Annotated in this window: 26 protein-coding genes; 16 read left to right on the forward strand and 10 right to left on the reverse strand. The window is 35.9% G+C overall.

Translation table 11 applies throughout. The features are described 5' to 3' along the window. A partial coding sequence (locus QZU83_RS01035) for a GMC oxidoreductase (RefSeq protein ID WP_295609101.1) occupies positions 1 to 250 on the forward strand: 250 nt, incomplete at its 5' end. A gap of 5 nt (positions 251 to 255) precedes the next feature. Here QZU83_RS01035 and pyrI read toward each other — a convergent pair. From pyrI to hisA, 5 genes are read right to left on the reverse strand one after another with little or no spacing between them, the layout of a single operon-like run. Next, a complete protein-coding gene (gene pyrI, locus QZU83_RS01040) occupies positions 256 to 735 on the reverse strand; it encodes an aspartate carbamoyltransferase regulatory subunit (RefSeq protein WP_295609102.1) in 480 nt (159 codons plus the stop codon). Positions 736 to 746: 11 nt separating this feature from the next. After that, on the reverse strand, positions 747 to 1,235 hold the full coding sequence (locus tag QZU83_RS01045) for a flavodoxin (RefSeq protein ID WP_295609103.1): 489 nt from the start codon (positions 1,233 to 1,235) through the stop codon (positions 747 to 749). A gap of 18 nt (positions 1,236 to 1,253) precedes the next feature. Next, positions 1,254 to 2,276 (reverse strand): N-acetyl-gamma-glutamyl-phosphate reductase, encoded by a 1,023-nt coding sequence (gene argC, locus QZU83_RS01050; RefSeq protein ID WP_295609104.1) that lies wholly within the window; start codon positions 2,274 to 2,276, stop codon positions 1,254 to 1,256. Between the two features lie 12 nt (positions 2,277 to 2,288). Beyond that, complete coding sequence (locus QZU83_RS01055; protein ID WP_295609105.1) at positions 2,289 to 2,753, reverse strand: FAD synthase; 465 nt, start codon at positions 2,751 to 2,753, stop codon at positions 2,289 to 2,291. Between the two features lie 4 nt (positions 2,754 to 2,757). Beyond that, on the reverse strand, positions 2,758 to 3,495 hold the full coding sequence (gene hisA / locus QZU83_RS01060; RefSeq protein ID WP_295609106.1) for a 1-(5-phosphoribosyl)-5-[(5-phosphoribosylamino)methylideneamino]imidazole-4-carboxamide isomerase: 738 nt from the start codon (positions 3,493 to 3,495) through the stop codon (positions 2,758 to 2,760). 328 nt (positions 3,496 to 3,823) lie between these two features. On the opposite strand from hisA, the gene QZU83_RS01065 reads away from it, so the two are divergent. The 5 genes from QZU83_RS01065 to QZU83_RS01085 all read left to right on the forward strand — a co-directional run bounded on the left by QZU83_RS01065 (position 3,824) and on the right by QZU83_RS01085 (position 10,939). Further along, positions 3,824 to 4,441 carry an ATP-binding cassette domain-containing protein gene (locus tag QZU83_RS01065; protein ID WP_295609107.1) on the forward strand — a complete coding sequence of 206 codons (618 nt, stop codon included), beginning with the start codon at positions 3,824 to 3,826 and terminating at the stop codon, positions 4,439 to 4,441. A gap of 171 nt (positions 4,442 to 4,612) precedes the next feature. Beyond that, entirely contained in the window at positions 4,613 to 5,317 is a 705-nt protein-coding gene (locus QZU83_RS01070) for an ABC transporter ATP-binding protein (RefSeq protein WP_295609108.1), read from the forward strand. 4 nt (positions 5,318 to 5,321) lie between these two features. Then, positions 5,322 to 7,592, forward strand: coding sequence for an ABC transporter permease (locus QZU83_RS01075; protein ID WP_295609109.1), 2,271 nt, complete (start codon positions 5,322 to 5,324; stop codon positions 7,590 to 7,592). A 307-nt stretch (positions 7,593 to 7,899) separates the two neighbouring features. After that, positions 7,900 to 10,158 carry an ABC transporter permease gene (locus tag QZU83_RS01080; protein WP_295609110.1) on the forward strand — a complete coding sequence of 753 codons (2,259 nt, stop codon included), beginning with the start codon at positions 7,900 to 7,902 and terminating at the stop codon, positions 10,156 to 10,158. 58 nt (positions 10,159 to 10,216) lie between these two features. Beyond that, on the forward strand, positions 10,217 to 10,939 hold the full coding sequence (locus QZU83_RS01085) for a nitroreductase family protein (RefSeq protein WP_295609111.1): 723 nt from the start codon (positions 10,217 to 10,219) through the stop codon (positions 10,937 to 10,939). Positions 10,940 to 11,046: 107 nt separating this feature from the next. Here QZU83_RS01085 and QZU83_RS01090 read toward each other — a convergent pair whose 3' ends face one another. Then, complete coding sequence (locus QZU83_RS01090) at positions 11,047 to 11,763, reverse strand: DUF4012 domain-containing protein (RefSeq protein WP_295609112.1); 717 nt, start codon at positions 11,761 to 11,763, stop codon at positions 11,047 to 11,049. A gap of 192 nt (positions 11,764 to 11,955) precedes the next feature. Here QZU83_RS01090 and QZU83_RS01095 point away from each other — a divergent pair, with 192 nt between their 5' ends. The 9 genes from QZU83_RS01095 (at position 11,956) to QZU83_RS01135 (ending at position 22,239) form a co-directional block, all read left to right on the forward strand. After that, positions 11,956 to 12,420 (forward strand): DUF2124 domain-containing protein, encoded by a 465-nt coding sequence (locus QZU83_RS01095; RefSeq protein ID WP_295609113.1) that lies wholly within the window; start codon positions 11,956 to 11,958, stop codon positions 12,418 to 12,420. Positions 12,421 to 12,525: 105 nt separating this feature from the next. Next, positions 12,526 to 12,900, forward strand: a complete 375-nt coding sequence (locus QZU83_RS01100) for a helix-turn-helix transcriptional regulator (RefSeq protein ID WP_295609114.1) — start codon at positions 12,526 to 12,528, stop codon at positions 12,898 to 12,900. A gap of 18 nt (positions 12,901 to 12,918) precedes the next feature. Then, a complete protein-coding gene (locus QZU83_RS01105; RefSeq protein ID WP_295609115.1) occupies positions 12,919 to 15,435 on the forward strand; it encodes a cation-translocating P-type ATPase in 2,517 nt (838 codons plus the stop codon). Between the two features lie 242 nt (positions 15,436 to 15,677). After that, on the forward strand, positions 15,678 to 17,297 hold the full coding sequence (locus tag QZU83_RS01110) for an ABC transporter substrate-binding protein (RefSeq protein ID WP_295609116.1): 1,620 nt from the start codon (positions 15,678 to 15,680) through the stop codon (positions 17,295 to 17,297). A gap of 70 nt (positions 17,298 to 17,367) precedes the next feature. Continuing rightward, positions 17,368 to 18,363, forward strand: coding sequence for an ABC transporter permease (locus QZU83_RS01115; protein WP_295609117.1), 996 nt, complete (start codon positions 17,368 to 17,370; stop codon positions 18,361 to 18,363). Beyond that, the gene (locus tag QZU83_RS01120) at positions 18,353 to 19,207 is read left to right on the forward strand and encodes an ABC transporter permease (protein ID WP_295609118.1); all 855 of its coding nucleotides are present in this window, start codon (positions 18,353 to 18,355) and stop codon (positions 19,205 to 19,207) included. The genes QZU83_RS01115 and QZU83_RS01120 overlap by 11 nt, the downstream gene beginning before the upstream one ends. A 12-nt stretch (positions 19,208 to 19,219) precedes the next feature. Continuing rightward, positions 19,220 to 20,167: an ABC transporter ATP-binding protein gene (locus QZU83_RS01125; protein WP_295609119.1), complete on the forward strand. Its 948-nt coding sequence runs from the start codon at positions 19,220 to 19,222 to the stop codon at positions 20,165 to 20,167. Then, positions 20,157 to 20,768, forward strand: a complete 612-nt coding sequence (locus QZU83_RS01130) for an ABC transporter ATP-binding protein (RefSeq protein WP_295609120.1) — start codon at positions 20,157 to 20,159, stop codon at positions 20,766 to 20,768. Before QZU83_RS01125 ends, QZU83_RS01130 begins: the two co-directional genes overlap by 11 nt. A gap of 100 nt (positions 20,769 to 20,868) precedes the next feature. Then, entirely contained in the window at positions 20,869 to 22,239 is a 1,371-nt protein-coding gene (locus QZU83_RS01135) for an MATE family efflux transporter (protein ID WP_295609121.1), read from the forward strand. A 152-nt stretch (positions 22,240 to 22,391) separates the two neighbouring features. On the opposite strand, the gene QZU83_RS01140 is transcribed toward QZU83_RS01135, so the two are convergent. The 3 genes from QZU83_RS01140 to QZU83_RS01150 are packed head-to-tail and all read right to left on the reverse strand — an operon-like array spanning position 22,392 to position 24,811. Continuing rightward, complete coding sequence (locus QZU83_RS01140) at positions 22,392 to 23,213, reverse strand: nicotianamine synthase family protein (RefSeq protein WP_295609122.1); 822 nt, start codon at positions 23,211 to 23,213, stop codon at positions 22,392 to 22,394. Positions 23,214 to 23,247: 34 nt separating this feature from the next. Then, on the reverse strand, positions 23,248 to 23,862 hold the full coding sequence (locus tag QZU83_RS01145) for an ABC transporter ATP-binding protein (protein ID WP_295609123.1): 615 nt from the start codon (positions 23,860 to 23,862) through the stop codon (positions 23,248 to 23,250). Continuing rightward, positions 23,852 to 24,811: an ABC transporter ATP-binding protein gene (locus QZU83_RS01150; protein ID WP_295609124.1), complete on the reverse strand. Its 960-nt coding sequence runs from the start codon at positions 24,809 to 24,811 to the stop codon at positions 23,852 to 23,854. The genes QZU83_RS01145 and QZU83_RS01150 overlap by 11 nt, the downstream gene beginning before the upstream one ends. Before the next feature lie 145 nt (positions 24,812 to 24,956). Between QZU83_RS01150 and QZU83_RS01155 the strand changes: the two genes are divergently transcribed. Then, the gene (locus QZU83_RS01155; protein ID WP_295609125.1) at positions 24,957 to 25,517 is read left to right on the forward strand and encodes a GNAT family N-acetyltransferase; all 561 of its coding nucleotides are present in this window, start codon (positions 24,957 to 24,959) and stop codon (positions 25,515 to 25,517) included. Here QZU83_RS01155 and QZU83_RS01160 read toward each other — a convergent pair. After that, positions 25,512 to 26,204, reverse strand: a complete 693-nt coding sequence (locus QZU83_RS01160) for a 4Fe-4S double cluster binding domain-containing protein (RefSeq protein WP_295609126.1) — start codon at positions 26,202 to 26,204, stop codon at positions 25,512 to 25,514. The two genes, QZU83_RS01155 and QZU83_RS01160, sit on opposite strands and share 6 nt — an antisense overlap. Positions 26,205 to 26,368: the final 164 nt, after the last annotated feature.

Below are 26,368 nucleotides of genomic sequence, written 5' to 3' on the forward strand. Positions count from 1 at the left end.
GGCAACTGCAGGATTTATTCTAGAAAAAGCAGGAGTTGACCCAAAAACAATAGGTTCAACTGTCTATAGGGGTGCACACCCTGGAGGAACCGCACCTATTGGAAAAGTGGTTGACAGCAACCTGGAAACTGAAATGTCTAATTTATATGTCTGTGATGCAAGCGTATTGCCTATATCTCCCGGAAAACCGCCGATATTAACAATACTTGCATTATCTAAAAGACTTGCAGATTATTTAAAAAATAAGTAAGAAGATTATTCGAATTGTTTTTCGATATCTTCTGTTTTTATTAATTTTTCACAGTAATGGCACCTTACTACAGGAGGGTATCCCTGAATAACATTGAATACTGGTGTTATAGGCTCATTTTCATAATTTGTAATGCACTTTGGATTTGTACATTTGAGAATTGATGTGATCTTTTCAGGAAGTGCAATTTTATACTTTTTGACGGGTTCATAATTCCTGATAATATTGATGGTTGCTTTTGGAGCTATTAAAGCAATCTGATTCAATTCCTGATAGCCCAGTTCCCTATTTTCGATTTTTAAAATATCCTTTCTTCCGATTTCACCTGATGAAACGTTCATAGCTATTGTAACGTTTTTGACATCATCATCCGGAAGGCCTAAAACTTTTAAGATGTGCAGTGATTTGTTTGCAGCAATGTGGTCAATTACAGTGCCGTTTTCAATGGCTTTGATTTTCAATTCGGATTTGTCCTTCATGTTCATTTAATCTACCTTCAATACATTCTCAAATCTTTCATTTCAATAATCACTTCTGTATCTTGCTCCAGTTTTTCAGGACTTTTTCCTTTGGTGGCAATAGTAAAGCTTTCAATGACTCTGGCTCCACGCATTTTAACTTTTTCTTCTAGTCTTTTAATATTTGAATCGCCACGGTTACCATCCATTGTAGCAAAGAGTATCACGTCTTTACCTCTTAAATTGCATCTGTCAATTATTGTCAGAATTGCAGGTGTTGGATTTCCAGACCATGTTGGTGTTCCAAAATAGATTGTATCATAAGGTGTCAAATCAACACTTGCCGGAATAATATCTGTTTTTGTTTCTCTGAATGCATTAATGGAAGATAACAGTTTATTTTTAAATCCTTCACGATTTTTCAAATCATGTATCTTCAGCAGGTCTGCTCTTAATTTTTTGGCCAGGGTTCTGGCTACCAGCTCTGTTGTTCCGCCCTGTGAATAAAAAATTATCAATGTCTTCATTGTTTTTCTCCTTTTTCATTAAGGATGGAGACCGAAGTGTGTTAAACCTAACTTCTCATCAATGCCAAGAATAATGTTCATGTTTTGTATGGCCTGACCGGATGCGCCTTTAACGAGATTGTCAATTGCTGAAAGCATTACCAATCTTCCGGTTTCATCTATTTCGAATCCACCGATGTGTACGAAGTTAGATCCTCTCACTGCACTTAAATGAGGTATTTCTCCATCGTCCATGAGTTTTATAAAGAACTCTTTACCGTATTCCTTTTCGTATAGTTTTCTGATTTCTTCAGGAGTAATATCTATATTTTCTTCATTTAAAAAGCTGTGGCTTGTAGTTTGAATTCCACGATTGACCGGAACCAGATGAGGTGTGAATGAAACTTTAACTCCTTCAAATCCTTTCAGTTCCTGTTGGATTTCGGACATGTGTCTGTGTGAAGATATCTTATATGGATTTACATTGTCTGCAATGTTTGGATAGTGTGTAGTTTTAGATGGATTTACTCCCGCACCGCTGACTCCTGTTTTGGAATCTATAACGATTCTTTCAACCAGGTCATTTTTAACCAGCGGATATGAAGATAGGATTGCACCTGTCGGGAAACACCCAGGGTTTGCCACAAGGTCTGCCTTTTTAATCTCGTCCCTGTACAGTTCAGGAAGTCCGAATGCTCCTTTATTTTCACTGTCGGTGTGTTCCATTCCATACCATTTTTCATACACTGCAGTGTCTCTGTATCTGTAGTCTCCACTTAAATCAACTACTTTTGTACCGGTTTCCAATATTTCCGGAACAATTTTCATTGACGCACCGTGAGGTGTTGCTGTAAATACAACATCCACATCAAGTTCTGACGGACTTTTGTTTTCAAAAACAAGTCCTGAATCTCTTATTTGTGGGTGGATTTTATGTGCTGGTATTCCATCGTACTGTCTTGAGTTGATGTTTGTCACTTCAACTTCAGGATGGTTTGAAAGCATTCTTAAAAGTTCTCCACCGGTATATCCACTTGCTCCTATAATTGCTACTTTAAACATTTCATTGCCTCCTTAATCGTCACAGTTATCTAATATTTTTCCTTCAAAGTTTGTTCTTCTAGCCTTTTTGATAATTTTGCAGCTGCTGTCAAGTTCACAATCGCGATATTTTTCAACTCGTATTGCTTTGGCCTTCAGGCCTCTTTTATCGATAGCAGCCTGTAATTTTGAAATATCATGGTTTTGGTCCGCACCTACGGTGATGATGTCCGGGTCAATTTCATAAACGATTTTAAATACATCACCATTAGGGTCGCCAAGATATGCTTCATCTACGGGTTTTAACATTTTGATTAATTCCAGACGCTGATCCTCTCCAACAATTGGAACTCTTTTTCTTCTCTCAACTGTTGAGTCACGCGCTACAACAACATAAAGTTTAGCATTTTCTCCACCAAGTTTCTTTGACTCTTCAAGATAAACGCCATGTCCTGGGTGGAGTATGTCGAATGTTCCGGTTGCCATTACTTTTTTCATTCAATTACCTCTTTTGGTATTTTAAAGCTTCAGTCAAATCAATTTTATTAGTGTAAAGTGCAGAACCGATTACAATTCCTTCCACACTGCTTTCGTTTAATTTTTTAATGTCATCTATTGTTGTGATTCCGCCTGAATATACAATAGGCAAATCAACAGATTTTTTAAGCTCTTCTACAGGTTCTGTGTAAAAACCGCCAAGAAGGCCTTCAACATCTACATTTGTAAATAAAATACTACCTGCCCCATGATCCTTAAACTCCTGTGAGATTTCAGAGGGGCTTTTGTCAATCTTTTCCTGCCATCCTTTGATTACAACTTTGTTGTCCTTGCTGTCAAGTGAAATCATGATTCTATCTGAGCCGTACTCGTCAGACAGTTCGGTTATGGTTTTTGGATTTTGTATTCCCATGGTCCCGATAATAAGCCTTTCAATGTCCAAATCCAATAATTGGCGTGCATATTCTGTGCTTCTTATTCCGCCTCCGAGCTGGATTGGAACGCTGACTTCTTTTAGAATCTTTTTGATAATATCGAAGCTAGCCACTCCATTTATTGTTCCGTCGAGGTCAATAACATGGATGTTTTTTGCTCCCAAGTCCTCCCAGTGTTTTGCAACAAGCTCAGGATTTTCTATTTCTACCATTTCACTTCCGGGTTCGCCTTGAACAAGTTGAACACACTTTCCATTCTTGATGTCAACAGCAGGCATCACTAACATTTCATCTTTTTTAAATGACATTTATATTTTTCCTGTAATATTTTATTATAATTTAACTATATGTTTTGAAATGTTTTATATGTATTGATTTCAATAGTAAACAGTCATCATAGCCGAACATAAATTATTCTTTTTAAGTGATGTTGTTGACAGGGTCATATTTCTTGAAAATGGCAAAATTACCAGGGAATGGTCCATTGAAGAATTTAAAAACATAGACCATAGAAGTTTCGGATTAAGGCAAATTGATCTTGATAATCTGACTTGCAAAAGAAAAGAATACTATTCCACACATAGTGAATTTTTAGAGCTAAGAAATTTCAAATTTCACTATGGAGATACTCAGGTATTGGACATTGATGATGTCAAAATACCGAAAAATGAAATAATTGCTATCATTGGAAAAAATGGGGCTGGAAAATCAACTTTTGCAAACTGCTTATGCGGTCTTAAAAAATCCTGCAAGGGTGAGCTTATTTTTGATGGAGAGCCGTTAAACAGGAAAGACCGTCTGAAAAAAACATATATGGTAATGCAGGATGTTAATCATCAGCTGTTCACTGAAAGCGTTCTTGATGAGGTGCTGCTGAGTATGGATGAGGAGGATGTTAGTCTGGCTGAAAACATTCTTGAGAATCTTAACCTGATTCATCTAAAGGATGCTCATCCTATGGCATTGTCTGGTGGTGAAAAGCAGAGGGTAGCTATTGCATCTGCCATTGCATCTAAAAAGGAGATATTGATTTTTGATGAGCCAACTAGAGGGCTTGATTTAAAAAACATGATGAGAGTTTCTGAAAACTTGAAATATCTTCAAAATTTAGGGATTACCTCATTCATCATAACTCTTGACTTTGAGTTGATTTGCGAGTCATGTTCTCATATCATACACTTGGATGATGGTAAGATAATAGGCAACTATAATGTTGATGATAAAAAATTAAGGGATTTCTTTTTGAATCAATAATTATTAAGGATATCTTCCATTATTTTTTTTTGCTTTTAATGTTAAAGCAGTTTTACAATACATTGCAATTTGACAAATCAAATGCAATTTCATAAAATTTAGGCAAACCTAAATTTTAAATAGTTTATTAACTATAAATTATAATAAATAAGATATAAGAAGGCAATATTAATGAGTACAATTATTGAATTTAAAAATGTGAATAAGGAATATAAATCTGGGGATCACATTTTAAAAGCTATGGATAATGTCAATTTTACAATTGACGAAGGTGAATTCGTTGTAATTTTAGGTCCGTCAGGTGCGGGTAAATCAACACTCCTGAACCTCCTTGGGGGCCTTGATACAGTTACCTCCGGTGAGATTGTCGTAAATAATTGTCATGTTGAAAACTTTGATGATAATCAGCTTACTTCTTACCGTGCTGAAAATGTAGGTTTTATTTTCCAGTTTTATAACTTGATTCCAAATTTAACAGCTCTGGAGAATGTTGAGCTAATGAAGGATATTGTAGATGTGGATATCAATGGTTTGAATGTTCTGGATTCCGTTGGACTTAAGGATCATGCCAATCAGTTTCCGGCACAATTGTCTGGAGGAGAACAGCAAAGGGTATCCATTGCAAGAGCGGTAGCTAAACAGCCTACAATGCTTTTATGTGATGAGCCGACAGGAGCATTGGACTCAAAAACCGGTGTTTTAATTCTAAATCTGCTTCAGGATATGAGCAATAACAGGGGAACTACTGTTGTTATTGTAACACACAACGCCATTTTGGCCGAAGCTGCAGATAAGGTAATCAGGATTAAAAACGGTCAGATAGAAAGTATTGTCGTCAATGAAAATCCTAAAAAGGTCGCCGAATTAGAATGGTGAGTTTATGCTTGCAAAAAAGATGTTTAGAGACATCCGCAGGCACAAAACCCAATTCATATCTATTTTTTTAATGGCATTTTTAGGGGTATTTGTGTTTGCCGGTGTTGGCGGCGAATCAGTAGGTCTTGAAGTTAATGTGAATGATTTTTATGAAGAAACCAACTTGGCTGATGGATGGATTTATTCGAATTACATCAACGACATGTTTTTAGACCAGGTTGATGTTTTGGGTCCGACCACTCAAATGGAAAGGCAGCTGGTTGTGGATTCGGTTGCGGATTTTGACAATGATCCCGATATCACACTTCACTTTGTGGAAAATAATACCATATCCAAGTTCTATTTAATTGACGGTGAAAAGTTGGATGTCAATGACAGTGATGGAGTATGGCTGGACAAAAGTTTTGCCGATGCCAAGGGCCTTAAAGTTGGAGACAACATCACCTTTGAATTTGGAAGCTATACCCTTGAAAAGGAAATTAAGGGAATAGGATATTCTCCGGAATATGTTTATCATGCATCCGCCTCTTCAGTAATACCTGACTTTAACAAAATAGGTTTTGCATATATGTCCTACAAGGCATTTCCCGAAAGCAACGTTCCATATAATGTTTTGAATGTTAAATTTGATGGGTCTCCTGAAACCTATGGGGATTTATTGTCATATCATATGGACGGTTACTACAATTCATTCGTTCCTCGCTCAGACCATACAAGCGTCAGCCAGTTTTCAGAAGAAATGGACCAGCACAAAATGATGGGGGATATTTTCCCGGTCGTGTTCATTCTGATTGCAATGCTGATTTTGCTTACAACCATGACAAGAATCATTGCACATCAAAGGACTCAAATAGGTATTCTAAAGGCTAGCGGATTTAAAAATTCATCCATAATCTTGCATTATATCTCATATGGTTTCTGGCTGGTTTTGATAGGTTCCATATTGGGTTTGATTTTAGGTCCGATGACATTGCCTCAGCTCTTCTATCCTTCAATGAGTGCAACATACAAGCTGCCGTCATGGGATCCTGCATGGAGCATGAACTTTGTATATGTTGCCGCTTTGATGGTCATAATGTCACTTGCGGTTTCATATTATTCTGTTAAAAGCATTTCCGATGAAAAACCTGCAGATACAATAAGGCCAAAGACACCAAAGATTTCATCTACAGGGTTTATTGAAAGGTTTGGACTCTGGAGGCATCTTTCATTCAATGTTCGCTGGAACTATAGGGATGCAAAAAGAAACAAGTTCCGTGCACTGATGACAATCATTGGAGTTATTGGATGCAGTGCACTGTTGGTTTGTGCATTTGGAATGTATGATGGAATGAATGACTTGAAGGAATGGGAATACAATCAGATTAATCATTATGATTCAAAACTGGTAATAGAGGAAAATGCAACAACCTCCCAAATTGATGATGTGGTTAAGGAGATAAACGGTGACAAACTGATGGAATCTGCCATTGAGATAGAATCGGACAATGTCAAGAAGTCAGGTTCGCTATTGGTTTTAAATGACACTGATTTGGTAACTCCGACAGATTATGATTGGAACAAGGTTGATATCAAGGATAATGAGGTGTCAATATCACAAAAGATGGCTGACATGCTTGATGTTAAAGTGGGCGACACCGTAAAGTGGCATATTATGGGTTCGGATAAATGGGTCAATACAAAAATTGATAAGATTCATGCAGACCCGATATCACAAGGATTCATAATGTCTGCCGATAAGCTCGAGGATTTGGATTTAAATTACACTCCGACAAGCGTTGTAACTGCCGAACATGTTAATAAGAGTTTTGATGGCGTAAAGGCTGCAAACTCAATGAAAGACATGACTTCCAGCTGGGATGAGCTGACAGAATCAATGTGGCTTTTAATCTACATACTGATATTCTTCGCTTCCCTTTTGGCGATAGTGGTATTGTATAACCTGGGATTATTGTCATTTACTGAAATTGAGCGTGAAATAGCTACATTAAAGGTTTTAGGGTTTAAAACAGGGGCTTTAAGAAAACTGCTGTTAACACAAAACCTCTGGTTTACAGCTATCGGATTCATATTGGGTCTGCCTGTCGGTTATATCATATTGAAGGTAATGTGGGAGTCATCCGGTGATTCATTTTACATATTGCCTTCAATAACAATCACAAACTTCCTTTTGACAGCTGTGATAACATTCGCATTATCAATTCTTGTAAATCTGATGTTTTCACGTAAAATCAAGAAATTGGACATGGTGGAATCACTTAAAAGCGGTGAATAATGTTGCAGCTATCAATTGAATAGTGATAAAATCATTAAAAGGGCAACTTCAACTGTTACTTGGTGATTGATGGTTGAAGTTGCTTCTACTTAAAATCAACATTAACGTCAGCTATTGTCCATTTGTTGTCAGATTTGATTCTTGGATATATATCACCATTTTCAATTTACTTCTTTTTTCCTAATCATTAATGTTAATGTTATTCTGCTTCCATATTCTTCAATCCTATTTGAATATTCTCTTTTTGGTGGAGGGTTCATTCAATTAAAAAATAGGTTTTTAATACATTGTTTTCAAATAGTATATTATGTCACTTGCTCGAAAAATGCTGAGGGATATAAAAATCAATAAAACGCAATTCATAGCAATATTCCTAATGGCATTTTTAGGTATCTTTGCTTACTGCGGGATATGTGGAGAGTATTATGGGCTTGTTCAAACTTCAGATGCATATTATGAACAGACAAATATGGCTGATGGTTGGATTTACAATTCTAGTTTTGATAATGTTTCAGTTGATAAGATAACTAAATTTGCAACTGAAACAGACAGGCAGGCTGTTGTTCAATCAGTTTGTGATTTGGAAAATAATCCTGATGTTAAGCTGCACTTTGTTGAGAAGGGAACGATATCTAAATTCTATTCAACGGAAGGTGAAGAATTCAACGCATCTGATGAGGATGGAGTATGGCTTGACTGTCGTTTTGCAGAAAAACGCAATCTTAAAGTGGGTGACAATGTCACTTTTGAATTCAATAATCAGACGATTACAAAGGAAATTAGGGGCCTGGGTTATTCTCCGGAATATGTTTATGAATCCTCGCCCAATTCTATAACTCCTGATTTTTCACAGATGGGATTCGCTTACCTTTCACATAATGTCTATCCGAATAATTTGGATTATGATACGTTACTTGTAAAGTATAACTCATCGGATGGTGATTTTAAAAAGAAACTTGATGATTCATTAAGCTATCTGTCATTCACTAAAAAGGATGACCATCTCAGCGTTTCTAAATTTGCCGATGAAATGACACAGCACAAAATGATGGGTGATGTCTTCCCGATAGTATTTATTTTAGTGACTTTTCTATCGCTTCTCACAACAATGACAAGAATAGTTACACTTCAGAGGACTCAAATCGGAATCCTGAAGGCTGTCGGGTATAGGGACAATACAATTATTCTGCATTACATTTGTTATGGATTTTTCCCGGTTTTGGCAGGGGCATTTCTAGGATTGGTTACAGGACCAGTGATAATTCCAAGGATGTTTTATCCGACAATGGCTGCAACGTATAGTATGCCGGTCTGGAATCCGGGTTTTGATATGAGTTTTATCTATATTGCTGCATTGATGGTCGTATCATCAGTTTTTGTGACATATCTGTCATGTCGAAGAATTTCAAAGGAAAATCCCGCAAACACATTAAGGCCAAAGGCTCCAAATACTTCTTCAAACAGTTTCATAGAAAGGTCAAATCTCTGGAGGCATTTAAGCTTTAATCTACGTTGGAACTGGCGTGATGCAAAAAGAAATAAATTCAGAGCACTGATGGCCATTGTAGGCGTAATGGGATGTGTCGGACTTCTGATTGCTGCATTTGGAATGAATGATTGCATGGGCGAGCTTAAAACATGGGAATATGATGATATCAGTCATTACGAATCAAAACTGCTTCTTTCAAGCAATGCCAATCCCATGGAACTGTATTACATATTGAATGATACCAACGGCAGCTTTATCATGCAGCAATCTATCGAAATCAAGACAAATGACATGGAAGACACGGTAACGCTTCTGGTTTCAAATAACACTGATCTTATATCATATACCAACAGCAATAGAGAACCGATTGAGATTAAGGAAGGAAATGTATCAATGTCAACCAAACTTGCCCAAAAGTTTAATTTAAGCATTGGCGATAGGATTCAGTGGCATATAGTTGGAAGCGATGATTGGGTAACTTCCAAAATAGGTCAAATTCATGCAGAACCCGTTTCACAAGGTCTGATTATGTCTCCTGACACCCTGGAGGATCAGGGATTGAATTTCACGCCAACAAATATTCTGACTCCTGAAAAATTCGGTGAAAAATTTGATTCAATCAAATCCGTTTCCAGCATTGACTCACTTGAAAAGAGTTGGGACCAGATAACAACCTCTGCAATGATGATGGTTTATGTGGTGATAGTGGTAGCGGTTGCACTTGCAGTTTTGGTTTTATATAATTTGGAAATACTGTCATTTACAGAAATGGAAAGGGAAATTGCAACATTGAAGGTTTTAGGCTTTAAAACAAAGGTTTTAAGAAAGCTGCTTTTGACTCAAAACCTGATTTTCACAGCTATTGGTTTTGTTTTGGGCATTCCATTAGGATTTTACTTCATGACCCTTATGATGAATGCGGCCGGAGATTCGCTTTACTATATTCCTAAACTGGCTTGGGGAAATATCCTGCTTTCTGCTTTTATAACCTTTACAATATCCATTGTGGTTAATTTGCTGTTTTCAGATAAGATAAATGATTTGAACATGGTTGAAGCATTAAAGAATGTTGAATAGTGTTGGTATATATTGCAATTAAGCGAAAACGAATACAAATAAATAAAATGTTGATAATATGAATCTTGAAGAGACAATATATAAAAGACGATCAATCAGAAAGTATGATGACAATCCATTAGAACAGGAAACATTGGATGAAATAAGGGAATTCATAGGAGATATTCCGGTTTTAAATCCTGATATCAAATGGAGTTATGAAATTGTCGGACCTAAAAATGTGAAGACTTTAATGAGATGGAAGGCTCCCCATTATCTGCTGATATTTTCCGAACCTAAGCAGAACTATCTCCAAAACATAGGATTCATATTTCAGCAGGTCGATTTGTTTTTGCAAAGTAAGGGAATTGGTGCATGTTGGATTGGTGCGGGAAGCCCTAAAAATTATGAAAATCCAAATCCTGAACATGAATTTGTTATCATGTTGGCGTTCGGCAATCCTGTGGGAGAACTCTACAGAAATAATGATCAGTTCAAAAGGAAAAATTTGGATGAAATCTCAGATATTGCAGATGAAAGGCTGATTCCTGCGCGTCTTGCTCCATCTGCCGCAAACTCACAGACATGGTATTTTAAACATAATGATGATGGCAGTTATGATATTTACAGGAATAGGCGCAGGTTAAATCTGAATAGCAGGATGGTCAACTGGAATAAGATAGATATTGGCATTGCATTGGCTCATCTCTATATCTCAAATAGGGACACTTTTGGATTTACATTGGATAAACCGCATAAAGAGCTAAAAGGTAAAGTTTTTGAAATGAGCTTTGTAATCTGAATCTGTTATTTTGCAAAATTAGAATATTGTCTTAAAATAAGCAGTTATTCATATTAAATTAATAAATAAAAAAAGTTCTTTAAAGAAATAAATTCTTTAAAGACAAGTTATGAAATTTTATCAATTCCTTTAGTAGCAAGTAATTTTGTAAAGGAACCTTGAGGTTGCATTACGATATTTCCTTTGGAATATTCATTTAATGCAGTTTGTACCATTTTGCTCTTCTTATCTGGATCTTTTGTAAGGTTTGCAATTACTTTTGCAAGCTCCATTACCGCATCTCCTCTGGACATGTTTCCTTCAACATTTTCGTTACCAGGATATCCTTGGTATGCATCGTTTTGACGAACCATGTCTACTGCACTGAGGTTGCTTACTTCTCCATTTACGTATATAGGCCTAACACTATCAAGAATGCTGTCTATACCTTCATCATAAAGAAGAACTACTGCATCAGAGTGCATTCCAGTATTTGCTTCAACGATTTCCTGAGCATAGCGCATACCTACATCAACACCGTCCCAAAGACAGTCGTGCATCATCATACGTCCGCCAAGCCCTCCAGGCGCCGGTTGTGTAGGGTGTGACATTCCACCAGGGTATACTGGAGTGTAATTTACCAATGATCCATTTTCTAAATGAATCATAAATGCCATATCTACTCCACCATTGGACTGTTCGTATTTATCTGAAGCTAATACAAGAATATCCTTACTTTCGGAAGTCAAATCCGGAGTCATGAATAAAGCTCCTGCAATAAGAGTCCATATTCCAATAAGAATAACAACAAGGATAGCTATAATTAGTTTCTTTGATCTAGTCATTTTTCAATTCCTATACATTTATTTCAATTAATAAAATTATAGTTATATGGTTATATTTAAAAATTAAATTATATAAAGTTTCTTTATATTTACATAATTTAACCAAATTTTTAATATAATTAAATTACATAATGAATTTTAATGAAATGAGTTGATTTCATAAGATTTGTTATGGAAATTAGGGGTGAAAAAATGGAAGATGCTTATGAATGGAAAGGTTTGAACGGTCAATTGGTAACATTCAAAAAGGAAGTTGGGGATGCTCAAAAAATCACTTATATTGGGTCTCCTGGAGTTTGCACTCCATTTGCAGAGTTTTTGGCTTATTCTGTAAGGGATAAGGAAAATCTTTTCTTTCCTCTGCTGAATGTCGAAGAGTGTCATGAGTTTGAGTCCAAATCATATGCAATGGTTTTGAAGGATGAAGTTTCAGACCCTCATGGCTCTGATGTAGTTGTATTGCTTGGCGGTTTGTCAATGCCGAAATATGATGTGGACACAGAGAAGCTGAATGTACTGGTTAAAGATATTCTAAAAGAAGACGGTCGGATAATTGGAGTGTGCTTCATGGACATGTTTACTAAGGCTGGCTGGCTGGATAAGGTTGATTTCGATTGTGTCATCGATGGAACTTTAATTGGGGTTGTTAAAAAATAATCCCTTATTATTTTTTTACATTAACATATCACAATATCATGATATGACAACATTTAAATAGATTAACATATCATAATATGTAAATATATAATATATGTGATGAATATGGAAAATAATAATCTTGAAAACAAAAATGATGATATGTGTGAAATTTTCGACTCTCATGAGGATGTTGTCAGTCGTGTAAAGAAACGCATACCTAATGAAAATGAATTCTCTGAGTTATCCGAATTCTTTAAGATATTTGGAAACCCGACAAGATTAAAAATTATTTCCCTGCTTTCAATCGAAGACTTGTGTGTTTGCGATATCTGTGAGGCGCTTGACCTGAACCAGACTACTGTTTCAAATCAGTTAAGGATATTGCGTGCAAACAATATTGTCAAATATCAGAAGGAAGGAAAAATGGCAAGATATTCCCTTACAGACCTTCACATAGAAATGATTTACAAAGTAGGTTTTGAACATATATTAGAATAATTTTTAATTGGTGATATAATGGTAGAAAATAGGTGTTATGATTCGGATTGTAATGATGAAAATTGTCGCAATCCAGAACATTACAATTACATCTGTTTAGATCCGAATTGTGATGAAATTCACTGTGAAAATCCAGAACATTATAACAAGCAGTTACTTAGAGATTATCAGGCGAAAACTGATTTCAGCGTACATGATCATAGTGAAAAAATAGATTATGATGAAGATGTTGATTTAAAGATTTGTGGTTGTCCTGATTGTGCAGACGATGATGACCATGACCATGATCACGAGCATCATGACCATGAGCATCATCATAATCATGACCACGATCACGAGCATGAGCATCATGACCATGAGCATCATCATAATCATGACCATGAAGAGGATGTTTGCACTGATGATGATTGTGGTTGTCATGACCACGATCACGAGCATCATGACCATGAGCATGAGCATAATCATGACCATGAAGAGGATGTTTGCACTGATGATGATTGTGGTTGTCATGACCACGATCACGAGCATGAGCATGATGATGACCCTGAGATCCGTCTTTGTGGTTGTCCGGATTGTGCAGATGATGATGACCACGGGCATGATCACGGCCATGACCACGGGCATGGTGATGGAGAATTATTGGCTGAAGGAAAACCATTGTTATCCAATAGGCCAATCCAGATAATCGTTGCTAGTGGTATATTATTCGTTTTAGGACATGTTTTTGAATGGTTGTCATTCAGTCCGACAGTTGTAACCATAACTTATATGGTTGGAGCAGTTATTGCCGGTTATGAAATAGCCATTTCAGCTTATAAATCATTAGTCAAAAGACACACTGTTGGTCCTGCAATGTTATTATCAATTGCATGTATTGCATCATTTATCATTGGACATCCTGAAGAAGGGGCTGCGGTCACTTTCCTGTATTATATTGCAGAATTTTTAGAAGACTATGCCGAACTCAGGGCTGGACGTTCAATTAAAGCTTTGATTGAAATCGCTCCGGATACTGCAAGAGTCAAAGTCGGTGATAATGAAGAAGTTAGAAATGTTGACGATGTTAATATCGGTGATATTGTTATTGTAAAACCGGGGGATAAAGTTCCTTTGGATGGTGAAGTTATTTCAGGTTCATCTTCAGTCAATCAGGCTTCCATTACTGGTGAAAGCGTTCCAGTTTTAAAGCAAGTCGGAGATGATGTATTTTCCGGAACAGTTAATGAAGATGGATATATGGAAATTAGAGTCACAACAGCGGCCAAAGATTCAGTCATCTCAAAAATCGTTACTTTGGTAAAACGCTCACAGCTCAACAGATCAGAAACTGAAACTCTGGTTGAAAGGGTAGCTAAATACTACACTCCTGTAATGATGGTTGGTGCACTTTGCGTTGCATTTATTCCTCCATTGTTGTTTGGCCAGAACCTTACAGATTGGGTTTATAAGGCACTTTCACTGCTGGTAATTTCATGTCCATGCGCATTTTTAATTTCAACACCTGTTGGAATGGTGTCAGCAATCACTTCAGCCACCAGAAACGGAGTCATTATCAAGGGAAGTTCATATGTTGAGGAAATGCGTAACGTTAAAGCTGTAATATTTGATAAGACCGGTACTTTAACAGAGGGAAAACTGATATTGGATGAGGTTAATGTTTTGGATGAAAGTTATTCTGAGGAGGACATTGTCAGAATAGCTTCCGCCATGGAATCCGAATCTTCCCACCCTATCGCTCAGGCAATCGTGGAGTATGCTAATGAAAATAATATAGCTTTTGACACTGTTGATGAGTTTAAGAATGTCCCTGGAAAGGGTATCCTTGCCAACATTAACGGCGAGCAGTTTTATGCGGCAAATGAATCATTGATTGAAGGAAGCTCCTTTGACATTTCAAGGGATGAGATTAATAGGTATACCTCTAAAGGAAATACTATTATATTCATAGGTAATGCTGAAAGGGTCATTGGTTTTATTACAGTATCCGATAAAATCAGAGACAATGCTTCAGAAGTTATAAGTGATTTAAAACAGAGAGGTGTCGAAACCGTAATGCTTACTGGGGATAATAAAATGGCTGCCAATAAGGTTGCTTCAGAAATAGGCATTCAACATGTTTTCTCAAATCTGCTTCCTGAAGATAAGTTGAATATCCTGGATACAATCAGAAACAAATTCGGTGATGTTGCAATGGTCGGTGACGGCATTAATGATGCACCGGCATTGGCACGTGCAAATATTGGTATTGCAATGGGTGCAGCAGGTTCTGATGTAGCTATTGAAACAGCAGATGTGGCATTGATGCAGGACGATATATCAAAACTTCCGTATCTGTTCTCTTTAAGCCATAAAACAATGGGCATTATCAAACAAAACATTACTTTTGCAATCACTATTAAATTATTATGTGCAATACTTGCTATATTGGGTATCATAACCTTGATGATGTCTGTTGGTGTTGGAGACCTTGGATTAACCCTTCTGGTTATTTTAAACTCCTTTAGAATTGGAATGGTGAAAGATCCACTATTCTAATTTTATTTTTTCTCTTTTTTTTAATTTTTTTTTTAGTTTTTGGCATTCTCACAATTATTCCTAAGTAATACTTTTTTCTTATTTAATCGTAATTTTTATATAGTCTTAAATTTATAATATTTAATTGTAATATCTTTATGGAAATAAGTATTACTTATTTCTTAATTTTTTATAATTTAGTAATAACTAAAGCGATATTACTTTTGATTGAATTTAAAATAATTTTTGATGAGGAATAAAAAATGGAAACAAAATATATTATAGCGGCAGTTGTAGCTATTCTTGCAATCGTAGGTATAGGTGCAATTGCTATGGGGGGCGGAAACACTCAACATGCACCTAATGAATTAGTGGCATGTGTTGCTGCTCATGGTGAAGAACCTGAGTTCGGTTTTGACCCTATGCATGGTTGGGGATACCATGATTCCGGAACAGAACCACTTATACAAAGTACAATTCTCAAAAGGGATAAAGACAATAATTTCGTAAATGATTTAGCTACAAATTACACTGTTTCTAGTGATTTCAAAACTTACACAGTTGATATCCGTGATGATGTCAAGTTCACTGACGGTTCAAAATTAACAGCAAAAGATGTAGCATTTTCATATAATAAAGCTAAAGAATTAGGTGAAGGGGCAGATTTAAGTTCCATGAATAATGCAACAGCAGAAGGAAATAAAGTTACATTCACTCTCAACAAATCCGATTCTACATTTATCAACAAATTGACTGATGTCGGAATCGTGCCTGAAGCAAATTACAAAGAAGATTCATACGGACAAAACCCAATCGGTTCAGGTCCTTATAAATTAGCTCAATGGGATAAAGGACAACAATTCATCTTGGAAAAAAATCCTGATTACTATGGAAGGGAACCATACTTTGATAAGATAACTAACTTATTCTTAGATCCTGATGCAGCATTTGCTGCAGTTAAAAACGGTGATGTGGACATTGCTGAAGTACAACTTGCATATGCAAATGAAACAATTGACGGATACCACTTAGAATACTTCGATTCTATTGATGTACGTGGAATTTCATTACCAACACAAATGAATACTGGAAACTTAAGTGAAGACAATGTCACTATCGGTAACAATGTAACCGGAGACCCAGCTATCAGGGAAGCGTTAAACATTGGTATTAACAGACAATCCTTATTAGATGGTGCATTCAACGGATACGGTAATGTTTCATACAATGGTGTTGCAAGTCAATTACCTTGGGCGTTCGGATCCACATTTAACGACAGTCAAGTGGACCAAGCTAAAAAAGTTCTCTCCGATGCAGGTTGGAATGATACTAACGGTGATGGAATTGTAGAGAAAAACGGTACCAAAGCTGAATTTTCAGTATACTATAATTCAAAAGCAACCGAAAGACAAGCAATTGCAGTAGCTGTTGCAGAACAAGCTAAAGAAATTGGTATTCAAATTAATCCTGTAGGTGGAAGCTGGGATGATATCGACCCTAATATATACAGTCAAGGAGTAGTATGGGGATTCGGTTCAGCAGATCCATTTGAAATTGAGCACCAATATGATTCAAGAGTGGCTTGTGTAGGTTATGACAACTCTGAAGGTCTTAATGATTCTGAAGTGGACTCATTAATTGACCAAGCTATGACCCAAGATTTAAACAGTTCATACTCCACTTGGTCTCAAGCAGCTCAAAAAGCTACATCACACTATCCATACTTATGGATTGGTACTGTAGACTACACTTACTTTGTAAGTAATGATTTAGACATTTCCAACAGCACACACCTCATTTACCCACACGGTGGAGACATATGGGGTAACATATACGATTGGAAACGTGTTAATGAAACTTCAAACACAACTGCAAGTAAATAATTAAATAGAAGATGATTTATTTCATATAAATCATTTTTTTATTCTTTTTTTTTAAAAACAAATTTACGAGATGATTAAAATTAACAATAAGAAATTAGCTAAGTTTTTAGGATTAAAAGCTATTAGATTACTAATTTTATTAATTGTTATTGCCGCAATAAGTTTTATAATGATACAATTATCTCCAATTGACCCTGTTAAAGCTTATCTTGGACAAAGAATTGTCAGTCAGGAACAAATAGCAATCATAGGTGAATATTGGGGTACAAATTTATCTTTAGGTGAAAGGGTATTTGGTTGGCTTCAAACTTTGGCATCCGGAAGCATGGGTTTTTCATTGATTTATAGGGTGCCTGTAACTGAAGTTATTGTTCAAAAATTCACAGCTTCATTAACTCTCATGGTGGTTTCATGGGTAATTTCTGCAATTGTCGGTTTTGGTTTAGGCGTAATTGCAGGTGCAAAAGAAGGCAGCTGGGCAGATAAGGCAATTAAAACTTACTGTTACATATTGCAGTCCACACCTACCTTTTGGATAGGATTAGTATTTTTAATGGTTTTCTCAGTGTACTTGGGTTGGTTCCCGATTGGTCTTTCGGTTCCGATTGGACAGTTATCCGACACAGTGACATTTTGGCAATGGTTGTATAGATTGATATTGCCTGCGATAACTTTAAGTATTGTAGGAATTGCTTCTCTTACAATGTATACAAGAGATAAGCTTATCAGTGTAAAAAGAAGCGATTATTTCTTGTTTGCACAAGCTAGAGGTGAAAGTTTCTGGGGCATAATCAAAAATCACGGAATAAGAAATATTTTGCTTCCTGCAATCACAATTCAGTTCCTGTCATTCAATGAGTTATTCGGTGGAACAATTCTTGTCGAACAGGTTTTTGCATATCCTGGTATCGGTCAGGCAACAGTGGCTGCTGGTTTAAGGTCTGATGTCCCATTATTGCTTGGTATTGTTATTATCAGCGCCATTTTCGTATTTATGGGAAACTTTATTGCTGATTTGATTTACCAATATGTCGATCCAAGATTAAGGAGTGAGGATGATGAGTGAACTTCCATGGTATAATAGGGGATTGTTCAGTTCTTTAAACTTAAGGCAAAAAACACTTTTGACTATAGGACTTACAGGATTTGTTTTACTAATTATTTTCATTAGCGGATGGATGATTGATGCTAATTTACCTACTGACTTTACCATAAAAATGAAACCTCCGTCATTTGAACATCCTTTTGGGACTGACTGGATGGGTAGAGACATGTTCATCAGAACATTGAAAGGTTTAAGTTTAAGTATTATGATTGGTTTGGCCGCTTCAGTTCTTTCCAGTATAATAGCTACAATCTTAGCTTTTATTGCAAGTATGAACAAGTTTTGTGATGAATTTGTGTCCTGGTTAATCGATTTGTTTGCATCAATACCTCATATCCTATTGATTATGATGATATCTATCGGATTGGGTAAAGGGGCATTTGGTGTAATGATGGCAGTTGCATTTACCCACTGGGTAAACCTGACAAGGGTGCTCAGAGCTGAAGTATTGCAAATCAATACTTCTGAATATGTTGCATTATCTAAAAGATTTGGTAAAAGCAAATTATGGATTGCCAGACAGCATATTTTGCCTTTGGTGTTGTCTCAGATATTTGTAGGAACATTATTGGTGTTCCCGCATGCGATTATGCACGAGTCAAGTGTAACATTCCTAGGATTTGGTTTATCACCACACGAACCGGCAATTGGTATAATATTGTCTGAATCAATGACCTATCTTGCAATGGGCGCTTGGTGGTTGGCATTCTTCCCAGGTCTTGCATTATTGATAGTTGTACTGTTGTTTGATATCATAGGGGATAATTTAAAACGACTGGTGGATCCTTCACAGGCAAATAACTAGATTGGTGATATTATGGGAAATTTATTAGAAGTAAATAATTTATCTATATCCTTTACGCAATATGTTCAGGGACTGAACAGGCATGATTTAAAGGTAATATCCGATTTGACAATTGATGTTGATGAAGGGGAAATAGTCGCCGTATTGGGTTCCAGCGGTTCTGGTAAAAGTCTTTTGGCTCATTCAATCTTAGGCATTTTACCTTACAATGCTCATGTTACCGGTGAGATTAGATATGAGGGGGAAGTTTTAAATCAGGAGTTGAAGGAAAAATTAAGGGGTAAGGAAATCTGTTTAATACCTCAGTCAGTAAATTTCTTAGACCCCCTTATGAAGGTTTCCGAACAGGCAATCGGTGAATGCAAGGATGAAAAGGAACATGCCGAGAAAAAAATAAAGCAAAGAGAAATTTTCGCCAAATACGGTTTGGATGAAAGTGTTGATGATTTATATCCCTTTGAATTGTCCGGAGGAATGGCCAGAAAAGTATTACTGTCTACCGCATTAATTGGTGATCCAAAGTTATTGATTGCTGATGAACCAACACCAGGTCTTGATAAAAAGAGTGTTGAAGAGACAATCGCTGATATTAAAAACCTAAAGGAAAACGGTAAAGGTGTTCTTTTAATTACTCACGAAATTGATGTGGCATTAAAAACAGCAGATAGGATTGCAATATTTTATTCAGGATACGTAATCGAAATCAATAAAGTAGAAAACTTCAGAAATGCGGATAATCTATTGCATCCATACACTAAAGCCTTAATTAATTCACTTCCAAGAAACGGTTTTCATCTTACTGAAGGTGTTCAGCCACTTGATGAGGTTTCAGGATGTCCTTACTGGGAAAATTGTCCGATTCGCATAGATAAATGCGAGAAAACCAAACCTGAGTTGGTTGAGCATAATGGTGTAATGATTAGATGTTTCAATTTCAAGGAGGTTAATGATGGATCTTAAAGCGAACAATATCTCTTTTTCATATAATAAGAAGAGACAAATATTGAAGGATGTTTCATTATCTCTTAACAGCAATCAAATCATAGGTCTGATTGGAGATAGTGGTAGCGGCAAATCCACTTTATGTAAAATATTATCCGGCCATATCACTCATTATGGTGGAGAGGTGACAATTGATGGTAAAAAAATACCTGATAAGGATTTTTATCCTGTGCAATTAATTTTCCAGCATCCAGAAAAGACAATGAATCCTAAATGGAAGATGAATAAAGTGTTAAATGAATCATGGAATCCTCCTAAAGATTTAAAAGATACTTTCGGTTTAAAAGATTCCTGGTTAACTCGTTGGCCTAATGAACTTTCCGGTGGAGAATTGCAACGTTTCAGTATATTGAGGGCTCTTAATCCAAAAACAAGATTTATCATTGCAGATGAGATTTCCACTATGCTTGATGCCGTAACTCAAGTGCAAATATGGGAGGCTCTCATTAATCATTGTAAATCCAATAATATTGGTATATTGGCTGTTAGCCATGATGAAGAGCTGCTGAATGTATTGTGTGATGATATTTTACTTTTCAATGAAATAAATAATCTCTAAAATTGAATTACTGTCCTGTAATTTAATTTTGAGATATTTTTTCTTTTTTTCTTTTGTTAAATAATTAATTTTATATTTGAAAAAATTTTAATAATTACTTATGTTAAGTGATGATTCAGCTAATAGTGTAGATTTAATGCTTCAAAATCCCAAAAAAGCATTAATAAGAATGTCTATACCTCTGATAATTTCATTGATTATTACTAGCTTTTATAATTTGATAGATGCATTCTGGGTGTCCGGTCTTGGAGCCGATGCACTTGCGGGTGTCGGATTTTTCACACCGATTTTCATGATTCTTGTAGGTTTTGGAAATGGTTTGGGTTCTGGTGCCGCTTTTGCTTTGTCAAAATATCTCGGTGAGGACAACAAACCAAAGGCTGATAATGCTTCTGTCCATTCTATTTTAATTGACATTGTCGTTTCATTAATTATGACTGTGCTGCTTTTGCTTTCATTAAATCCGATTTTAAATGCAATGGGTGCCGGCCAGACCATCGGATATGCAACAGATTATGGTGTAATAATCATTCTTGGTTCTGTTTTCATAATCTTTTCAAATGCTTTATATGGTATATTTAGGGGGGAAGGTGATACTACCCGTCCGATGTATGCAATGATTGCATCCGCTGTTTTAAACATGATTTTGGACCCTATTTTCATTTACACTTTAAACTTCGGAGTTAAGGGAGCGGCCATTGCAACTATAATGTCCTCAATATTTGTTATTTTGATATTGTTATACTGGTTTTATATCAAAAAAGACACTTATTTGAAGCCAAATATGGTCAATTTCAAATTTAAAGGGGATATTTCTAAAGATATTGTTAAAGTAGGAATTCCGGCAAGCATTCAACTTTTAAATAATGCATTTTTTGCAGCGGTTTTCTCAGCGCTCCTGACATATGTCGGCTCAACGGATTCTGTGGCGGTTTATTCGACAGGATGGAGAATAGTGACAATCGGAACAACACCTCTTCTAGCTATTGGAACAGCATTGATCAGCGTTATTGCAGCAAATTATGGTGCTCAGAAATATGGTAATATTCAAATAGCTCACAGGTATGCGATGAAGGTATCGATTGTCATTGCATGTATTGTTGCAGTTCTCACTAATGTTTTTGCGGGAGATATTGCATCTGTATTTGCATCAAGCGGCAGCAGTGTCAGAATTGCTTCAGAGCTCACCAGCTTTCTTTCATGGATTGTAATCTACTATCCTACAATGGCGGTTGGAGTTGCATCAACTTATGTGTTCCAGGGAATCGGAAAAGGAATAACTGCAATGTTTCAGACAATTATGAGGGAAACAGGCTTTACAATATTTTTCGCAGTTTTATTGGGTGTTGTTCTTGGATATGGCGTATGGGGAGCCTGGATGGGAATTGTTTTGGGCGAAGTTGTCTCAAACAACATTACCATGGTTTGGGCCGACCTGCAAATTAAAAGATTGATGAATAACCACAATTGAACAATGTCTTTAATGAAAGATGACTTAAATTATTTTCATGAATCCTATTAGGTTTCCAGTTTGGTGAATGATTATTTAATTTTAATGGCTAGGATTTCATTTTTCAAGTGATTGGTTATTTTTGATGTATAGGTGATGGTATTTAGAGAAAGTTATTCTATTTTTCTGATTAAAACAGAAGTGTTGTTGGTTTTGCCTGATGGCAACATCATGACTTCCTTGTGGAAACCTCTTGTATCCTTATCAAGAACAGGTGAGTATAAAATTGCTCTCATTCCTGTGTAGGTTCTGTAAATTACCGGCGTATTCTCATCAACATATTCCCAGATATTTGCAAAGACCCTATCTTTAGGTTCCGCCAATGCGGCAACCATCAATATGTCATATTCCAAATCTTTGATTGCTGTTTCATCACCGACAACAATTTTGATATCATTTTCAAGACCCAATCTTTTTAAAACTTTCACTGATAGTTCGGCGACATCTGCCTGTTGTTCTATGCCTATACATTTGCAGCCGAATACTTTGTTGAACATTATCAAAGTTAATGGCAATGGTCCTGAGCCCAAAAATACAAAGGTTTTTTCTTCATTGAATTTAGCTAATTTACTTTCATTTTCAACAAGGCCGATATATCTGTCATAAAAATGGAAGGAATCCAAGGTTTCAACGGGATTATCTGATTCTAAAATTTTTAGGGCATTTTCGGTTTCCAGTCTTGCACCGATATAGACATAAAATTTTCTGATTAATTTTAGTGCCTTATTCATTTTTTCATCATCTAAAATATGCTTTGCAGAATCAAAATCAATAGTCTTATCGTGTGCAATTATTTCTACATCATCCAATATTTCAATGATTTCATCTATATTGATGTCATCCAACTTTGAATTTCCGTATTTGTCCAAATCCCCATAGGCAGATAATTTATTTGCGATTTCTTCAAGTTTTCCCCAATATTTATAACAGCTCATATTTTCACCTAACATTAAGGTAATTCAATTATATTTAAATGTTATTGATATCTTTCAGATATATCTTTTCATCACAGATTGTTTCAACTAGAGGCATGTCGTGACTTACGAGAATGAATCCCATTTTTCTTTCTTTCACAATTTTTAACACAGAATCTATGATTTGCACCTGTGTAATTGCATCAAGCATTGTTGTCATTTCGTCAGCTATTAAAAATTTTGTATTTGGGTTTAGCGATCTTACGACAGAAAACCTTTGAAGTTCTCCACCTGATAATTCCTGCGGAAATCTTGTCAGCCATGATTTCTGAATACCGAACTCCTTTAGAATATCATCAGGCACGTCCCATGATTCTTTCAAAACTTGTTCCATTTTCCATTTTGGATTCATTACCTTTTCAGGGTGCTGATAAATTAATTGCACAGGTTTAAATCCTTTTTTGGGAAGAGGTTTTCCATCTAGGGTCACGTTGCCTTCGTATTTTGGAATATATCCGGATAATATTTTACACAGTGTTGATTTTCCGCTTCCACTATCTCCAATCAAACCAATAACCTTATTGCTGTCCAGTTCGAGATTAACGTCTTTTAGCAAATATTTTTTAGCGGAAGGATATTTGAATGTAATGTTTTCTGCTTTAAGTTTCATTTTCTACACCTTCTTCATATTTAAAGCATCTTACTTTTTTCTTTCCAAGGTCAATTAGTTCAGGCCTTTCGTCCTTGCATCTGTCAAATCTCATTTCGCATCTGTCATAATATGGACAGCCCTGTGATATTTCCCCATGCAATGGCTGATGTCCTTTGATTAATTCAAACCCGTTTGCAGGAAGTGCTTTGTACAATGCTTTTGTGTATGGGTGAAGCAAGTTTTCACCATCTCCTGAAAAGTCTTTGTTTTCTGCAATTTCGATTACAAATCCTGAATAGAAAATTCCAATCCTGTCGGCGATTTCCAGTGCTGCATGAATATCGTGTGTGATGAGAAGAACGCCTACTCCGTCTTCTTTCATATGTTTAAAATGATTTAATGTTTCTATTACTGTTTTTTCGTCAAGTCCTGGTGTCGGTTCGTCTGCAACAACAAGTTTGGGATTTGATAGGAGTGCGGTTGAAACAAGTACTCTTCTGGCCATTCCTCCGGATAATTGAAATGGATACATTTCATCCACTTCGGGGCCAAGATTATAATGTTCAAAGATTTCCCTTTGTTTTATTTTCTTTTCTTTTTTTTCTGCATCGTTTTCGGTATTTCCTATGGCTTGGTCTGAGATTTTCATCAACGGATCTAGGAAGTTCACAGATTGTGGAATTAAAGCAATTTCCTTTCCTCTGAGTTCCTCTTTGTCCTCTTGGGATAGTTCTTTTCCTTTGTATTTAATTTTTCCATTTTGCCTTGCATTTTCAGGAAGTATTCCAAAAATCGCATGGGCAAGCAAACTCTTTCCGGAACCACTTGAACCTAAAACTGCTAAAATTTCACCTTCAGATATATCTAAAGTTAAATCAGTGATGACTTTTAAATCCCTTTGATTTAATCCCTTTGTATATTGTATAAATGAAATTGAAACATTTTCTACATCTAATAATTTTTCCATTAAATCACCTTTTGGACTCTGAATGATAACTTTTAAATATTAATTTGTACTTTATTAATATTAAAGTTATTCAAAATGATTAAAAAAGTATTACTAATTACATAAATTTAAGCATAAGTGTAATACTTTTTATTATGGTGTTTTTATGAAGGTCACTATTAGAGAGTTAACCGATGATTCTACAGAGATTATTAATGTTCAAAAGTTTTTATTTTCCATGATAAAACAGGAATTTGGATATGATTATGTTCCTGAGTGGCATCAGGACATTGTAAATATGGATGAATATTATGTTTCTCCAAAAAGGAATAATTTTTTTGTTGCCTATACTGAAACCGGTGAAATCATTGCAACAATTGGAATAAGAGCTTATGATAAGGACTTTCCTGAATTCAGGCATTTGTATTCAAATGATGCCACTTCAAGCATATGGAGGCTGTTTGTTGATAGGAGATGTCGCCGCTGCGGTTTGGCTTCAAAAATGTTCAGCATAGCAGAGAATTTTGCATATGAAGCGGGTTTTGACAATATCTATTTGCATACTCATAAAACACTGCCCGGTGCATTGGAGTATTGGACAAAAATGGGCTTTGTTGTGGCATTGGATTCTAATGATGAACTTGAAACAGTTCATATGGATAAAAAAATAGTTGGTTTAGACATTAACCCATTGGCCAATGATTATTCATATGCGGTAAAATTATAATTTTTTAATATATTTTTGGGTATGGGGGCAGGCAAAGATGCACTTTCCACATACCGTATCCGGTTTTCCCAAATTTTCTTCAGATACCATTAATGCATATTTTTCACATTTTTTATCATCGTAAAAGTCATTTCTTTTTAAGGTATAGTTCCATTCCCTTCCGCTTATTGCTCCTCCAAGGCATGCGTCCCGGCATTCCATACATTTTCCGCATCTTGATTTGAGTATTGGCTTTCCAACTTCAAGGGGAGCATCTGTCAGGACGGATGATAATCTAAGTGCTGATCCGTAATCTTTTGTTGTAAATAATGCTGATTTGCCAATCCATCCTAGGCCTGCACGTGTAGCTATTGTCTTGTGAGGCAGTTCAAATGAATTGAATTCTCCAAAATCAGTTCCCAATCTCTTTTTTGTCTGTGCATAAGCATTATATCCATTATCTATTAAAAATTCCTCACATTTCATTCCAAGAGCATCTAATCGGGTATTTAAACTGACCAATTCATTAACATATTCTTGGGTTGGTGCATTTTCCATGTTTCGTATAATCTCTTTGGGATAGGTTATATAGAATACAACTCCTTTTTTTAATTCGGGTCGTGGTGTGAAATTGGTGATATCGGCATATCCCACTTCCGTTGCACCGTTTTTTAATAGATATTTTTTAAGTTTAAGAGATAGAGCCATGGCAGAATATTTGAATGCAATATTATTTAAATTTAAGGAAAGTATTACTTTTGATTATATTTCTATTTTCTTTTTGTCTAAAATGATGATTTATAATTTTGAGAAATGTAATATTTTTTTATAATGTTATTTTCCAATGTTTATTTTTTAATTTAATTTTTTTT

It is taken from the genome of uncultured Methanobrevibacter sp., from assembly GCF_902771435.1.
Classification (GTDB): domain Archaea; phylum Methanobacteriota; class Methanobacteria; order Methanobacteriales; family Methanobacteriaceae; genus Methanocatella.

Bases quoted from the DNA above. Each gene is read 5' to 3' on its own strand.
- QZU83_RS01140 (WP_295609122.1), bottom strand. From the start codon at position 23,213: ATGAGCTGTTATAAATATTGGGGAAAACTTGAAGAAATCGCAAATAAA.
- argC (WP_295609104.1), bottom strand. From the start codon at position 2,276: ATGTTTAAAGTAGCAATTATAGGAGCAAGTGGATATACCGGTGGAGAA.
- QZU83_RS01125 (WP_295609119.1), top strand. From the start codon at position 19,220: ATGGGAAATTTATTAGAAGTAAATAATTTATCTATATCCTTTACGCAA.
- QZU83_RS01110 (WP_295609116.1), top strand. From the start codon at position 15,678: ATGGAAACAAAATATATTATAGCGGCAGTTGTAGCTATTCTTGCAATC.
- QZU83_RS01150 (WP_295609124.1), bottom strand. From the start codon at position 24,811: ATGGAAAAATTATTAGATGTAGAAAATGTTTCAATTTCATTTATACAA.
- QZU83_RS01115 (WP_295609117.1), top strand. From the start codon at position 17,368: ATGATTAAAATTAACAATAAGAAATTAGCTAAGTTTTTAGGATTAAAA.
- QZU83_RS01155 (WP_295609125.1), top strand. From the start codon at position 24,957: ATGAAGGTCACTATTAGAGAGTTAACCGATGATTCTACAGAGATTATT.
- pyrI (WP_295609102.1), bottom strand. From the start codon at position 735: ATGAACATGAAGGACAAATCCGAATTGAAAATCAAAGCCATTGAAAAC.
- hisA (WP_295609106.1), bottom strand. From the start codon at position 3,495: ATGTCATTTAAAAAAGATGAAATGTTAGTGATGCCTGCTGTTGACATC.
- QZU83_RS01070 (WP_295609108.1), top strand. From the start codon at position 4,613: ATGAGTACAATTATTGAATTTAAAAATGTGAATAAGGAATATAAATCT.
- QZU83_RS01090 (WP_295609112.1), bottom strand. From the start codon at position 11,763: ATGACTAGATCAAAGAAACTAATTATAGCTATCCTTGTTGTTATTCTT.
- QZU83_RS01160 (WP_295609126.1), bottom strand. From the start codon at position 26,204: ATGGCTCTATCTCTTAAACTTAAAAAATATCTATTAAAAAACGGTGCA.
- QZU83_RS01045 (WP_295609103.1), bottom strand. From the start codon at position 1,235: ATGAAGACATTGATAATTTTTTATTCACAGGGCGGAACAACAGAGCTG.
- QZU83_RS01095 (WP_295609113.1), top strand. From the start codon at position 11,956: ATGGAAGATGCTTATGAATGGAAAGGTTTGAACGGTCAATTGGTAACA.
- QZU83_RS01105 (WP_295609115.1), top strand. From the start codon at position 12,919: ATGGTAGAAAATAGGTGTTATGATTCGGATTGTAATGATGAAAATTGT.
- QZU83_RS01080 (WP_295609110.1), top strand. From the start codon at position 7,900: ATGTCACTTGCTCGAAAAATGCTGAGGGATATAAAAATCAATAAAACG.
- QZU83_RS01135 (WP_295609121.1), top strand. From the start codon at position 20,869: ATGTTAAGTGATGATTCAGCTAATAGTGTAGATTTAATGCTTCAAAAT.
- QZU83_RS01120 (WP_295609118.1), top strand. From the start codon at position 18,353: ATGATGAGTGAACTTCCATGGTATAATAGGGGATTGTTCAGTTCTTTA.
- QZU83_RS01145 (WP_295609123.1), bottom strand. From the start codon at position 23,862: ATGAAACTTAAAGCAGAAAACATTACATTCAAATATCCTTCCGCTAAA.
- QZU83_RS01055 (WP_295609105.1), bottom strand. From the start codon at position 2,753: ATGAAAAAAGTAATGGCAACCGGAACATTCGACATACTCCACCCAGGA.
- QZU83_RS01085 (WP_295609111.1), top strand. From the start codon at position 10,217: ATGAATCTTGAAGAGACAATATATAAAAGACGATCAATCAGAAAGTAT.
- QZU83_RS01075 (WP_295609109.1), top strand. From the start codon at position 5,322: ATGCTTGCAAAAAAGATGTTTAGAGACATCCGCAGGCACAAAACCCAA.
- QZU83_RS01100 (WP_295609114.1), top strand. From the start codon at position 12,526: ATGGAAAATAATAATCTTGAAAACAAAAATGATGATATGTGTGAAATT.
- QZU83_RS01130 (WP_295609120.1), top strand. From the start codon at position 20,157: ATGGATCTTAAAGCGAACAATATCTCTTTTTCATATAATAAGAAGAGA.